Annotated in this window: 11 protein-coding genes; 4 read left to right on the forward strand and 7 right to left on the reverse strand. The window is 43.5% G+C overall.

Features of this window, described 5'->3' with window-relative positions; genetic code table 11:
* Positions 1–97: 97 nt before the first annotated feature.
* From pabB to yidD, 3 genes are all read right to left on the reverse strand, one after another.
* Positions 98–2296, reverse strand: coding sequence for an aminodeoxychorismate synthase component I (gene pabB, locus GNF10_RS14155; protein WP_185584276.1), 2199 nt, complete (start codon positions 2294–2296; stop codon positions 98–100).
* Between the two features lie 234 nt (positions 2297–2530).
* The gene (locus GNF10_RS14160; protein ID WP_185584274.1) at positions 2531–3547 is read right to left on the reverse strand and encodes a sulfate/molybdate ABC transporter ATP-binding protein; all 1017 of its coding nucleotides are present in this window, start codon (positions 3545–3547) and stop codon (positions 2531–2533) included.
* 94 nt (positions 3548–3641) lie between these two features.
* Positions 3642–4163, reverse strand: coding sequence for a membrane protein insertion efficiency factor YidD (gene yidD, locus GNF10_RS14165; protein WP_185584272.1), 522 nt, complete (start codon positions 4161–4163; stop codon positions 3642–3644).
* A 212-nt stretch (positions 4164–4375) separates the two neighbouring features.
* On the opposite strand from yidD, the gene chlP reads away from it, so the two are divergent.
* A complete protein-coding gene (gene chlP / locus GNF10_RS14170) occupies positions 4376–5596 on the forward strand; it encodes a geranylgeranyl reductase (RefSeq protein ID WP_185584270.1) in 1221 nt (406 codons plus the stop codon).
* Between the two features lie 288 nt (positions 5597–5884).
* On the opposite strand, the gene GNF10_RS14175 is transcribed toward chlP, so the two are convergent.
* Entirely contained in the window at positions 5885–7333 is a 1449-nt protein-coding gene (locus GNF10_RS14175; RefSeq protein WP_185584268.1) for an FAD-binding oxidoreductase, read from the reverse strand.
* 93 nt (positions 7334–7426) lie between these two features.
* Between GNF10_RS14175 and GNF10_RS14180 the strand changes: the two genes are divergently transcribed.
* Complete coding sequence (locus tag GNF10_RS14180; RefSeq protein ID WP_185584266.1) at positions 7427–8779, forward strand: pentapeptide repeat-containing protein; 1353 nt, start codon at positions 7427–7429, stop codon at positions 8777–8779.
* 105 nt (positions 8780–8884) lie between these two features.
* Here GNF10_RS14180 and map read toward each other — a convergent pair whose 3' ends face one another.
* Together map and GNF10_RS14190 are read right to left on the reverse strand one after the other, a co-directional pair.
* Positions 8885–9661 (reverse strand): type I methionyl aminopeptidase, encoded by a 777-nt coding sequence (gene map / locus GNF10_RS14185; protein WP_185584264.1) that lies wholly within the window; start codon positions 9659–9661, stop codon positions 8885–8887.
* 20 nt (positions 9662–9681) lie between these two features.
* Entirely contained in the window at positions 9682–10683 is a 1002-nt protein-coding gene (locus GNF10_RS14190; protein WP_185584262.1) for a Gfo/Idh/MocA family protein, read from the reverse strand.
* A 459-nt stretch (positions 10684–11142) separates the two neighbouring features.
* Between GNF10_RS14190 and GNF10_RS14195 the strand changes: the two genes are divergently transcribed.
* Entirely contained in the window at positions 11143–11442 is a 300-nt protein-coding gene (locus tag GNF10_RS14195; protein WP_185584260.1) for a ferredoxin, read from the forward strand.
* A 455-nt stretch (positions 11443–11897) separates the two neighbouring features.
* Here the strand turns inward: GNF10_RS14195 and GNF10_RS14200 are convergent, their stop codons facing one another.
* Positions 11898–13613 carry a SpoIID/LytB domain-containing protein gene (locus GNF10_RS14200; protein WP_185584258.1) on the reverse strand — a complete coding sequence of 572 codons (1716 nt, stop codon included), beginning with the start codon at positions 13611–13613 and terminating at the stop codon, positions 11898–11900.
* 115 nt (positions 13614–13728) lie between these two features.
* On the opposite strand from GNF10_RS14200, the gene GNF10_RS14205 reads away from it, so the two are divergent.
* Complete coding sequence (locus GNF10_RS14205; protein ID WP_012410090.1) at positions 13729–13992, forward strand: ParB N-terminal domain-containing protein; 264 nt, start codon at positions 13729–13731, stop codon at positions 13990–13992.
* Positions 13993–14007 lie beyond the last annotated feature (15 nt).

Below are 14007 nucleotides of genomic sequence, written 5' to 3' on the forward strand. Positions count from 1 at the left end.
CTATTTTTTTAATATTGGTTACGCACAGATGAGTAGTCTAACAAAAATCCCACCTGTTGAGATTTTGAGCGAGTTACCCAACTGGGGTTAGCGGCGGCTAGTAAACTGCTCGCACTTTTTTATAGCTATCAAAAGCCTCTGTTTCTAGTCCCTGGATATAATATTGGTTAGAATCAAAGGCTCCATGCGTGGCGATCATCATGGCATGAATCAACGCCTTTGCTTTCAAGAGTGTTTCTTGAAACTCCATTTCAGGATCGGAAAGCGCCACAATGCCGCCGCCAATGCCAATTGAGGTTTGCTCTGGAGTCAGCACAGCAGTACGAATGACAATATTCAAATCAGCCGAACCATTCAATCCCAAAAAGCCGATCGCTCCTGAGTAAACTCCCCGTGCTTCTTGCTCTAATCGATCGATAATCTCAAGGGTTCTGAGTTTGGGAGCGCCTGTCATTGAACCGCCGGGAAAGGCGTTGCGAATGCAGTCTGTGGCGCTCATATCAGCGCGTAAATGACCGCGAATAGTCGTCACCAGTTGATGTACAGTCGCATAGGTTTCTACATCCATCAATTTGGGAACATGGACAGTGCCGACTGCACAAACCCGTCCTAAATCATTGCGAAGCAAATCCACAATCATCAGATTTTCAGCCCGATCTTTTTCACTGTTTTGCAATTTTTCACGCAGGATAAAATCTTCGTTGGGTGTTTTTCCTCGTGGTAGCGTTCCCTTAATGGGTTTTGTTTCCACCCAGCCTTGACAATCAATGTGCAGAAATCGCTCTGGAGATGAGCAGGCGATCGCTACATCGCCAAAGCGCAAAAATGCAGAGTAGGGAGCAGGATTGATGCGGCGTAATGAACGATAGAATACCAGGGGATCGGGTGTTGTGTCTGTGTGAATCTTGTTTGTTAAACAAACTTGATAACTTTCTCCTTCGTGAATTTCTTGCAAACACATCTGAATATTCTCAAGATAAGTCTTTTCAGACCGACTTAATCGGAAAATAACAGGTGTCTGAACTTCTGGTGGAACAATAGGCGATAGGGGAAGAAGATGGTCAATCTGGTGTTTTATCCATTCAAACCAGGCTTCTGCTAATTCGTATTGTCCCTGCTGAATTAGGCAAAGTAGATAGAGGGTTTGCTCCTGGTGATCGACTGCAATCATTCGATCGGCCAACAGAAACATGGCATCAGGTAAGCTAGAGGCGTGATTTAATTTAGATCCGCACTCTGCTTTTAGTTCATAGCCAAAGTAACCCACAAACCCGCAGTTGAAATCGAAGGGTAAATGATCAGATGGGCAATGTCGTCGTTCAATTTCATCCTGGAGATATTCAAAAATCCCCTTTGTCTTACAGCTTATGGTATCGGACTGTGTAATGGTGAGTTCCTGCGTTAGCGAAGCGCTGCCGCCTACGGCAGATCGCGTCTGATAGCGAATCAGCAGACTGTTTTCGCCACTGCTATCTCCCATAAAGGAAAAGCGAGAAAGACCAGATTCAACCAGACTGCTGTCTAGCCAGAAGGTATTTGGTGATTCGCCAAACAAATGCACAAACATTTGCTCGCTATCAGGATACAAATTCAGCTTGTGTGTACAAAGTTGAAATTCCTGTTGCTGTTTTTGGGAACAAGAACTTGCAGGTATGGAAGCATCACCGCTATCTCCTACCCAATAGTGTTTTCTCGGACTATTGCCGCGCTCTTGAGCAAATTTTAGGGTAATCTCTCTAAAATTCTCGAATAAGGTTTGTCCATATTGAGTACAGATTGACTCTGGATGAAACTGCACACCCCATAGCGGCAAGGATCGATGGCGCATTCCCATCACCAGATTGTCCTCTGTCCACGCTACTTTTTCTAAACAGTCTGGTAGGTCATTTGCAACCAGCAAAGAATGGTAGCGCACAACAGAGAAAGGAGAAGGAATCCCCGCAAACAAATCAGTACCACTGTGATAAACTTCACTGATCCGACCATGCTGAACTTCAGGTGCATGAATAACTTTTCCTCCATACTCGTTACCAAGTCCTTGATGTCCAAGACAAACACCTAGAAGAGGTACTTGGGTATTTTGAATAGCTTGACTACAAATCCCAAAATCTTTTAGATTCTCAGGACGGCCTGGCCCTGGTGAAATTACAATGTTGTCAAATTCCCAATGTTGCAGTTCATCCCATGTAAATTGATTGTTGTAAATCACAGTGGGATATTCTGCATTTACTTCTGCAATTAATTGGTAAAGATTAAAAGTATAAGAGTCATAATTATCAATAATTAGGGTTTTCATCTTGGAAGTTTCGGTGTTGTTATCCCTCTAGCCTAAGAGGATGTTTGAAAAGTTGTGATTGATGTATATTCCGAAATGGAAATAAGCTTAAAACCCTTACCAATGAAAAATGACAGCCTTAGCCAGTTAGCTTTAATTGCGCCGACCTACTTACGTAGATTAAAACCCCTAGTTAATCGCTGTATAATTCAGCTATTAGCTAGGGGTTTTGACCATTGGGAAACTGGCAAAAGTCTAAATTGAATAAGACACCGGGAAGGATTTCGCATCCTTTGGCTTGACATATATACGCTGTTTCGGTTCTAACTCTAAGTCATTAAAGCGATCGCGTGTTAAATGCGCCATCACCACTTGCCCATCATCGAAAGTTAATTCTACCTGAATTTCCCAACCCAAATGTATCAATCGGCTCACTGTCGCAACGGTAGTAGTACCGTTAGCAACCTTTTCTAAAATCACATCTTGCGGACGCAAAAATACTTGTGGATGTGGCGCATCAAACCCGCTACTTTGAAAAATCTTCGAGTTGCTGGGTAATACATTTACCGGGCCGATGAAGCTCATCACAAATGCGGTGGCAGGATTATCATATATTTCCGATGGTGTCCCTACCTGTTCCACGCGCCCTTTATTCATGACCACAACTTCATCGGAAACTTCCATTGCTTCCTCTTGGTCGTGGGTGACAAAAACCGTGGTAACATGAACCTCATCATGTAGGCGGCGTAACCATGCCCGTAAATCTTTGCGGACTTTAGCATCAAGTGCGCCAAAGGGTTCATCTAGGAGTAACACTTCAGGTTCTACTGCTAATGCCCTTGCTAAGGCTACCCGTTGTCTTTGACCACCAGAAAGTTGTGATGGATAGCGATCGCCTAATCCACTCAATTGCACCAAATCTAGTAATTGTTCTACCTTTCCTTTAATCTTCTTTGGCTGTGCCTTCCGAATTTCTAAGCCAAAAGCAATATTCTGCCTGACGGTCAAATGCTTAAATAGGGCATAGTGCTGAAATACAAAGCCAATATTGCGCTGCTGCACGCTTTGGTATGTAGCATCCTTACCAGTAAGCAGGATTTTGCCGCTATCTGGCATTTCTAAACCTGAAATTAACCGTAATAGCGTAGATTTACCCGACCCCGACGGGCCAAGCAACGCAACTAACGAACCACTCTTAATTTCCAGGCTAACCTCATCAACTGCCTTGAAACTCCCGAATTGTTTGGAGACATTCTCAACTACTATGCCCACTGCTGCTATACCTCTGCAACTAAATCTACAGATCCTTGGTAGGATTACTGTGTCTTACATATACCATACATAGTTATTTATAGATGAACAAGATTTAGCTACCGCAACTGCCGCAGTCGAGGAAGCTACAATCAGCGCCACTGCAATCAAGAAAACCACAATCCGGGGGACTACAATCAGGAGTCATATTAAGTATCTCGGCACAATTGCAGCCCAAATCGGCACAATCTAAACATTCAGTATTGTTGCTGTTAATAAATGATGTTTGACCAACTTTACCAGATGCTTGTTTTCGTTGCTGTGTTTCTGCTTCCTCCTCTGTGGATTCTTCGGAATTTTCGATTTGCATAGACACATAGCGGAAAGCTACTGCGTGTTTCCGCAAAATATGGTTAGCTTCTTTACAAGCTTGAAATCGTTCACGACTATTGACTAATGCTACTTTTAACCCTTCCTTAGCAATTACCCGCTTGAAGTACCCAGAGCAAGATTCGCCGCCATATAGTATTCTGTGGGCACAAGCAAAACCTTTGTGTGGGGAAATGTGCTTTTGATATCCGGTAATTGCGGCGGCACTAACTTGTCTAGTAAAAGAATCGAACAAGGAAATCTGCATATTGGGGACTGGGGACTAGGCAATATTCTTCATTCTTCCCAATTCCCAATTCCCAATTCCCAATGCCCAATTCCCAATTCCCAACCCTCAATTCGTATCGAAACATTAAGGAATATTGCATTTAAGCAGAAACCTAGAGGAAAAGCGCCAAATCACTAGAAAGACCGTGGTAGTATGCTCTCGGTAAATGTGAAGATTTGGGAGAAAGACCTTTGACACTACGGGTTGCTGTTATTGGGTCAGGCCCTGCTGGTTCATCTGCCGCTGAAACACTGGCAGCCTCTGGGATTGAAACCTACTTATTTGAGCGGAAGCTAGACAATGCAAAGCCTTGTGGGGGAGCAATTCCCCTCTGTATGGTGAGTGAATTTGACTTACCACCAGAGATTATCGATCGCCGGGTACGGAAGATGAAAATGATTTCACCTTCTAATCGGGAAGTTGATATTAATCTGGTAAATGAAGATGAATATATAGGAATGTGCCGCCGGGAAGTGCTGGATGGCTTTTTGCGTAATCGCGCGGCAAAATTAGGCGCAAATTTAATTAATGCCACTGTTCATAAACTTGATATACCAGGAAACAATACCGATCCCTATACCATCCATTACGTTGACCATACAGAAGGTATCTCACAGGGGATTGCCAAAACCCTGAAGGTGGATTTAATCATTGGGGCAGATGGGGCTAATTCTCGCGTTGCCAAAGAAATGGACGCTGGGGATTACAATTATGCGATCGCTTTCCAAGAGCGAATTCGCTTACCCGAAGACAAAATGGCCTACTATAACGACCTCGCCGAAATGTATGTTGGTGATGACGTTTCGACCGATTTCTACGCTTGGGTTTTCCCCAAATATGACCACGTAGCTGTCGGTACTGGCACAATGCACATCAATAAAGCCAGCATCAAACAGTTACAAGCTGGTATCCGCGCCCGTGCTTCCGAGAAACTGGCAGGCGGTAAAATCATCAAAGTCGAAGCACACCCCATCCCTGAACATCCCCGTCCCCGTCGTGTCGTTGGTCGCATCGCTTTGGTGGGAGATGCTGCCGGTTATGTTACCAAATCCTCTGGCGAAGGTATTTATTTTGCCGCTAAATCTGGGCGGATGTGTGCCGAAACCATTGTAGAAACCTCTAACGGTGGTAGCCGGATTCCTACAGAAGGCGACCTCAAGGTTTACCTGAAGCGTTGGGATAAAAGATACGGACTCACCTACAAGGTGCTGGACATTCTGCAAAGCGTGTTCTATCGTTCCGACGCTACCCGCGAAGCGTTTGTGGAAATGTGTGATGACCTTGATGTACAACGGCTAACATTCGATAGCTATCTGTATAAAACGGTTGTCCCAGCTAATCCCATCACCCAACTGAAGATTACTGCCAAAACCATTGGTAGTCTAATTCGGGGTAATGCCCTTGCACCTTAATTGAGGGCAAAGGACTGGGAATTCCAACAAATAAATTACTCAATTTTGTGGGGTGGATATCTTACACGCTGATTAATCAGGGCGGCAAGATGCCCACCCCACAACATGTATCAACACTTCGGACAGAATTAAACAGTCAACTAATGTCTTAGTCAGAGATACCCCCTTTTAACTCAATACATAAGAATTTCTTCCTTATCTCTTCCTTTGCGTCCTTTGCGTCCTTTGCGGTTCGTTAAAAAATTTACTTTGACAAAGCTTAAAGCCTTAACCAAACCGTATTCCCTTTTAACCGCCATATTTCAGATAAAAATAATTCTGAAAAACCCCATCCGGGTCATACTTGCGCTTGAGGGCGAAAAATTTAGCAGATTGTGGATAAGCTCGACGAAATTGTTCAGGCGTGGCATGAAGACGATAGGGTAGATAATACCTACCACCAACCGCTAGGGCTGCCTCAATCAGTTTCTGGGTCATTACCTCCATCTTTTCCTCCCCCTCTTGAGTGCGTTGCTGATGAAACAGCATCACCAATCCAAAAACTTCCCCATCGGCATATCTGAGAAAACTGTCGTTATCTTGGTGAACATTTCGCACCGTGACATTGAGCAAATCCCCTTTGGACTGAGGAATAATCACGCGACACTTCTCTAAAAAAGCTTCCAGAAATTGAGGGGGAATAAAGTACTCATGCAGGATGTCAGTCTCTGCCTGATGACGATTTTCAAATAAGGTGGAGGGACGGTTGAGAATCTGGTTTCTCAAAACCCGGCTTCCGGCTTCTCCCCCAACGATTTTTTCTAGTTGCCAGCGCAAGTTTTTGCCATAGTCACTGCCAATGCTGCCACGGAAAACCGTCCGAGGTAATTCAGAATCTGACTGTTTTTCTAAAGAGACAATAGCCCGACTTCCTTGGGGAATTTGGCGGTAAGTGGTGAGAATAGCTTCTTGTAAAAAGCTTTCCGGTGCAACAGAAAGTCTACCGTATGCCATACCAATATTGGCTGCACCATCTATCCGTTGCCGATAGGTATCAATATAGTTCTCGCTTTTAATCACGAACCGTTCAGCTATATACGTCTCATTGGGTACTACTCTCAAATCCACATCAAGAATAATCCCGAATAATCCGTAACCGCCTAAAACGAGAGAAAATAACTCTGGGTTTTCCTGTCTGGAACACTGTACAACCTTGCCACTTGCCAGCATTAACCGGAAACTTTCGACCGTGCTAGCAAAGGGGGGACTATTATGTTGCCAGCCATGAGCATTGGCGCTCATCGTACCGCCAACAGAAAAATCATTGTTGGACTGCATCACGGCAACAGAATAGCCACGTTCATTTAGGTAAGGAATAATATCAGACCATTTAGCTCCTGATTGTACCGTCAGAATTTTAGTCGCCGGATTGAATTGCATCCGGTTGAAGTTAAGCATCGCCAAGGAGATGCCTTTAGCATACAGAGTGTGACCACCCATAGTATGGCGGGAACCAGCGATCGCTACCTTCTTACCTTGACGTAAAGCATCTCTAAGTACAGACTGTAGTAGCACCTCAGTAACTCCAGGCTGACTTTTAATCTGCTTAATTGTCACCTGTGTCTGATTCAGGTGACTGGCATCATCAACCGTGCCAGGAGGCAGGGGTTGACGGTCATCGCGATCGCTCCAGGCTGTTAAAGTCAGGTGAGCAACAGGTCTGGCAATGACTGTTAGGGCAATAGTGGTAGTTGCCACTAGGACAAGCAGGATAATCTTTAGCCTATTTTTTAACAATTTACTCCGGTAGAAACGCTGCATAACTTGGATTGAGAGGGCAAAATAGAAAACATGACGATTGAATCCGATTCCTCTAATCCACCAACCCCAGAACCAATACCTGAAAAGGACTTGCAACCTGATGACTTTGACGGGGGTGCAACTGAGAAAAACCTAAGCTCAGAAGTACTAGCGACACAACAAGCACTAGCGGCGATCGCATCTTTGAAATCTCCGCAATATACAAATGCTTTACAACAAGCCCGTTCTGAGGTCAAGCAACCCACTAGCAACCAATTTATAGTTAAGCCAAGGGCATTGCTGATTACTCTAATAGCGATCGCCATTACCTTTATTGGAATTATCCTCAATAACTGGATCGTTGGCATTATCGGAACGCTGATAACTTTGCTGTTATCCTTAGCCATATTATTGCCTTGGTTCCAAGAAGTTTTAAAGGAGTGGTTTTCACCCCAAGAACGCACCCTGTTTGTGGCCTTTTTGGGATTACTAGTAGCCATCATCGGCTTGATTAGGTTCACAGGTGTGAGCGATCGCTTACTTGCTTTAGGACGCAAAATTAACTGGGATATTGCTGGAACCCTAGCAGATTGGTTTGGTGCTTTGGGACAAATTCTGATCGCCATCATTGCCGTTTATGTAGCGTGGCGGCAATATGTTATTTCCAAAGACTTGACAATTCAGCAAAACCTGCTCACAGTTCAGCAAAATATTATCACCCAGCAACAGACAATTGATTCTTATTTCCAAGGCATTTCAGACTTGGTGTTAGATGAAGAAGGATTATTAGAAGATTGGCCCCAAGAAAGAGCGATCGCTGAAGGACGCACTGCGGCAATTTTAAGTAGCGTAGATGGTAGTGGTAAAGCGAAAATTCTCCGCTTTCTCTCACGTTCCAAGTTGTTGTCACCCTTAAAACGCGATCGCTTATTAGGTCGAGCCATTCTCGATGGGACTGGCGGATATGCAGAAGACCGTCTGGAAGGTTTGCGTGTCATCGATTTAGGTGTAATGCTAGCCGCAGCAGACCTTTCCGGTACTGATTTACGTTGGACTGACCTCAGCGAAGCTAATCTTGTCCGTGCTAATTTGACCGGTTGTGACTTAGTAAAAGCCAACCTCTCCCGCACAATTTTATATAATGCTAATCTCAGTGGTGCCGACATCAACGGCATTCGCCTATTCTACGGTTTAGTAGATAAAGCATCGCCCCGTAGCCGCACCGAACCGCCAGATTATGAAACCGGCGAACAAACTGGCGCTGTAGTGGAAAATGCCGATTTCAGTAATGTGCAACGGATGCCTGAATCTGCACGTTGCTACTGTTGTACTTGGGGTGGCGAAAAAACTAGAGCTACTATTCCTGGTGGTTGTGAAGGTATTCCTAATAAGTTGGGAAGATAGTGATACCAAATTCAATACCACAATGAGCAACAAAACACTTGTAGAGACGGCGATTTATCGCGTCTCGAAAACCCAAAATTGTTGCCAGTAGCCTTTAGAGTACTCTTAGTAATTCTCACCTTCAGGTAGAGTGAGGATTTCAACGCCATCTTCAGTTACAGCTAAGGTATGCTCACATTGAGCGGATAGTTTGCGATCGCGCGTTACCGCAGTCCACTTGTCACCGAGAACTTCGACTTCGTAAGTACCTTCATTAATCATTGGCTCAATAGTAAAAACCATCCCCGGCCTCAGGCGCTTGCCTTTACCGCGAGTACCATAATGAGGAACATCCGGCGCAGTGTGGAAAATGTTACTGATGCCGTGTCCAACAAAATCTCGCACTACAGAAAAGCCTTGCCCTTCAGCATACTCTTGAATAGCTGCACCAATATCGCCAATCCGTCCCCCCGGTTTCACTTCAGCAATACCCAGACGCAAACACTCCTCTGTCACCTCTACCAGCTTTCTCGTTTTTGGGGAAGGAGTGCCAACAAAAAATGTCTTCGATGTATCGCCGTGATACCCTTCAACAATGGGCGTTACATCAATATTAATAATGTCACCGTCTTTGAGAATCTGCTTGGCGTTAGGAATGCCATGACAAATTACCTCATTGACACTGGTACAAATCGATTTGGGATAACCCTTATAGCCAAGAGGTGCGCTTTTTGCTCCATGCGCTTGCGTCCAACGTTCGGCTTCATCATTTAGTTCCAGAGTGCTAACCCCTGGCTTCACAAACGGTTCTAGATGCTGGAGAAGTTTGGCTGCTAAACGCCCAGCTTGACGCATTTTCTCTATTTCTCGTTGGGATAAAATGACAATTAGTTCAGTTTTCATTAACTTTTATCTAGACAAACTTACATAAACATAGTGAACCCTGTCTGTGCAGCTCTTTGAGCAGCATCAGCAACCTTTAAGGTATACAAACTCTGCTCTGGGGTAACGTACAAAGGAGTACCATCAAAAAGATGGTCTAACACCATAGCTGTGTCTTTGGCAAACAAACCCCGACGAGGGCCAACCTCTATAGATGTTGTTTCCCCTGGCTGGATGAAAATTCCTGTGTCGCCATCAAAGACTAAACCACCTTTTTCTCCGTGAACTTCAAACTTGCGTTCTGATTGCCAAATACTTTCGCCTTTGCCATAGACTACTTGGGCTAAAAGTCCACTGTTAAAGCACAGTTCACTAGTGCAAAAACAGGTTTGGTAATATTCCGGTTCTATTTCCCAATATCGCTGATGACAGTTAACAGTAAATACTGTACCAAATAAATCGATGAGGCGATGTAGGCGAGACAGGGCCCCAATTAAGGGAAAACCGAACAACTCGTGGTTATAAGTCCATTTACGGGGTGCAGGATTTTGGGGATTGATGGTGCTGTAGCGAGCATAAAACACTTCACCAATTTTGGCTACGTTTTGCTTCAAGGCTTGATGCAAACCACCCAAAAGTTCTAGGTGTTCTACGTGCAAGAGTTTTTTTTGTGCTTTGGCTAGGGCAATCAGTTCGTCTGCTTCGACTACATCCAAGGAAAGGGGATACTCTATAATTACATGTTTGCCGTTGGTAAGTGCTGCACGAGCGATCGCACCATGATCTCGATTAACAGTGCAAATTACTACCAAGTCTACATCTTCACGTTCTACTAGTTCTTGCCAAGAACTCAATGCTTTAATCTGGTACTCTCTGACAAAGGCTTCTGTTTTTTCTGCGGTATGACCAACAACCGCTATCAACTGCGATCGCTCATCATGGAGCAATGCTTCAGCCCGGAACTTTGCTGCATACCCAGTACCTACCAAACCTACACGCACTCTTGCTTTTTCCAAAGCTGCTCCTGAATTATACACGATCATTTTATATAAAAACTTGGCACACTTGGCACAAACTCATTATGTGACCTGCTTAAAAATAGGTTTTTATTAGTCTTGAAATTTTCGGAGTTGTTGCAAGAAGTTTCTTGATTTCAAACAACCTCTCAAGTTTTTTGATTGTCTTGACAAAAGTCTGATTTTATGGGTGATTAGCCTTGTTGTAAATTTAAATAATATCAAATTTAATCATGTTTTCTTAGTTAGAACATAGTTTTTTATTATGACAGCCCAACTAGGGCATTAAATACATAAATAAAACTTATCGGGATTAAGCAACAAAATTTCATTACTAATCGGCTTCAATTTCGAGTTACATAGTTTAATTTTTCTCGTAGTATCAGAATTGAAGCAAATATAAACTAGCGGCTAATTCTCAAGAACAGCCGCGACCTTTGCCTTAAGATAACTTATACTGCCGTTCACAAAAGAGAGGATTACTCAATGCCAACTTATAAAGTGACACTAGTCAACGAGGCTGAAGGGCTGAACACAACCCTTGATGTTGAGGACGATACCTATATTTTAGACGCAGCTGAAGAAGCTGGTATTGACCTGCCCTACTCTTGCCGCGCTGGTGCTTGCTCTACTTGTGCAGGTAAACTCGTGTCAGGTACTGTCGATCAAGGCGATCAATCATTCTTAGATGACGATCAAATAGAAGCTGGATATGTACTGACCTGTGTTGCTTACCCAACTTCTAATGTCACAATCGAAACTCACAAAGAAGAAGAACTTTATTAAGAGCAAAACTAAATAGCCAAATACCTATTTCTATTGGTGATTATAGTGATTCAACATCTTGACTGAGCGATCGTCCAAGGTCTCAATGTTGCAATACTAAACATCAATTTGTGTGTGCCTCTTAAAGCCACTTTGAAAAAAAGCCTGATTTTATATTGAGCAGGAACACAGTAAATTTAGTGTTCCTGCTTAATTTTTTAGTATGGAGTTCTACCTCAGCAATTTTGCCTTTTATTGACTCCTGATTCCTACCTCAAGATAGAGGCAAGAGGTAGGAGATAGAAACTTTTTCTAAACCTCATCTATGTTGAAACCTAGAGTTTTTTAAAAAATATATTTATGTAGGTTGGGTGGAGCCAAACGTAAACCAACATTACCACCTTATTTATATTAGGTTACGCGATCGCTGCACCCAGCCTACAAAACTACGGTTCTTAAGGTAGACGAGGTTTAGCTTAGAATTTAATCTCTTTGTTGAGAACTTGAATCTGAGTACCAGGATAATAAAATTGGAGAATTTTAGGACTTGACCAACCTAGTTTTGCTAGATTTTGAGCGCCAGTTTGACTCAAGCCAACTCCATGTCCTAATCCACCACCAATAAAAGCGTATCCCCACAGTTCTGGTTTGCCTTTATTCAGAGGTTCTAGGTAAAAAAGCGTACTTGTAGGAGCAGCAAAGGCACTACGAACTTCGTCTTTGTGGAGAATAAAGGTGCTTTTATCAGTTTTAACCGCGAGTTCCAGAATGCGTCCACTCTCGCTTCGCTTCACCACTGCCATAGCCTGAATTGTCTTAAATTTGGCGTGAGGACTGTTTTTGACCTGCAAAAATTTCTGCAAGTCCTTGATAATATCTTCTAAACGGGTTTCCTTGCGCCAACGAAAAGCATCCCATTTGCTCTCGTTAAATCCCTGTTGGATATTAATAAATTTCTGGAAGTTCTTTTCATCTGCCAAACTCTGCTTAGACAAGTTCCAAAAATTAGTCGCAGCATCTAGTACAGGGCGCAAATAGGGACGATCGTCGCCATTCCAAACATCGCTGAAGGAAGCAGTAACACCACCTGTAGTAGAAGAATACAGGGCATCTACGAGTTCGTTTTTATAAGTTACTACCTTACCCCTGGTGGAGGCGATCGCTTGATCTGTTTTAGCCGCCGCTCCATTTAGCCCATAATAAACTTGGCAGTGAGTATCAGCACACAACTGATAGTTATCTGCGGCAAACCTGCGTAAATTTCTTAAAGCATAAGTCCGGGCGAGAATTGCTTGGGCTTCTAGCGCCGCCTTTGGTGCATCCGTTCCTATTTCGTAAGGCACAACCCCACGTAAATAAGTTTCTAAAGGGACTTGGTTAACTAAAGTATATGTGCCGTAAGCATTTGGCTGCAAATTCAGCTGTCCAGAATAAAGACGAGCATTTTCTGGCTTTTCGCTTTTATTCACCCGAATCAAGTTTTTATCAGTGCTGATTTCCAAATCATCTGGGCTATAGCGTTTACCATCTACCACCCAACTAACTTGCGGCACTTGTTTTAAAACTTTAGTATCAAGATATACTTTATCTTTATTAGAAGCTTGGATGTTCTGCAATAGTAAGCGTCGCAATAAAGGAGTGCTATAAACATCTCGTTTAGCCCAAACCTGCCAGCGTTCTGGCTGGGTGATTTCCACTTCTATTCCCTGAGAACGCCATTTCTTAGCACTATCTTCCGCAGTTTCAAAAGTACGGTATGTGCCTAAGACTACCATTTCTTCAACTGCTAGCTGGGGTAAAGCTTGCATAACTGTTTCCAGCTTTACAGGATTCTTTGTCACCAGGATTTGCTGCTTGTTACCCGCTTGAAATTTTAGCTTTAAGCGATCGCCTTTTGTCGGTTCCAGTTGCAGTTTGGCTGTGGGTTGTGAACCAAATCGCTGCACAATCCCAATTTTCAATTCTATATCCTGGATGTTACTCTCAGGGCCTGATGCAGCAGTCAGTCCCAATAGACAAAATGTCGTCAGCACAGTGTGGGAAAAACGCCAAAACAAAAATTTCATGGCTACCTGATAGCGTACCCCTATGGGAAAGCAAGCTACGCGCAGCATATCGAGCTTCTTTTGCCCCCTAATGCGGCGTTGGAGCTTATTTTCCAATTGCTTTGCAGTGCGGTCTTTTTGTCGCATGAGCGCTCCAATGATACCATTACCAGTTTTGCCCCAAATACAGGTTGCAAAACGAAGTCATAACGACTATGATTTATTTAAAGACACAAAATAGAACTAGTTGGATAAACTCCTTATGGTTAGAGTCCAAGAAATTCCATTAAATCAGATAAAACGGCCATTGCCCCGTGCAAACGATCCAAATAAAGTGCAAGCCTTAATGGAATCGATTGCGGAGATTGGGCAGCAAGAACCTATTGATGTCCTAGAAGTAGATGGACAATATTATGGCTTTTCTGGTTGCCATCGGTATGAAGCTTGCCAACGTTTAGGCAAAGAAACCGTTTTAGCCAGAGTTCGTAAAGCACCCCGTAGCGTTTTAAAGATGCACTTGGCATAGAGAATGAGAGTAGGG

It is taken from the genome of Nostoc sp. UCD121 (genome assembly GCF_014222285.1).
Taxonomy (GTDB): Bacteria; Cyanobacteriota; Cyanobacteriia; order Cyanobacteriales; family Nostocaceae; genus Nostoc.

Coding starts and splice junctions, on each gene's coding strand:
- GNF10_RS14180 (WP_185584266.1), top strand. CDS start 7,427: ATGACGATTGAATCCGATTCCTCTAATCCACCAACCCCAGAACCAATA.
- GNF10_RS14200 (WP_185584258.1), bottom strand. CDS start 13,613: ATGCGACAAAAAGACCGCACTGCAAAGCAATTGGAAAATAAGCTCCAA.
- map (WP_185584264.1), bottom strand. CDS start 9,661: ATGAAAACTGAACTAATTGTCATTTTATCCCAACGAGAAATAGAGAAA.
- GNF10_RS14205 (WP_012410090.1), top strand. CDS start 13,729: ATGGTTAGAGTCCAAGAAATTCCATTAAATCAGATAAAACGGCCATTG.
- pabB (WP_185584276.1), bottom strand. CDS start 2,296: ATGAAAACCCTAATTATTGATAATTATGACTCTTATACTTTTAATCTT.
- GNF10_RS14190 (WP_185584262.1), bottom strand. CDS start 10,683: ATGATCGTGTATAATTCAGGAGCAGCTTTGGAAAAAGCAAGAGTGCGT.
- yidD (WP_185584272.1), bottom strand. CDS start 4,163: ATGCAGATTTCCTTGTTCGATTCTTTTACTAGACAAGTTAGTGCCGCC.
- GNF10_RS14195 (WP_185584260.1), top strand. CDS start 11,143: ATGCCAACTTATAAAGTGACACTAGTCAACGAGGCTGAAGGGCTGAAC.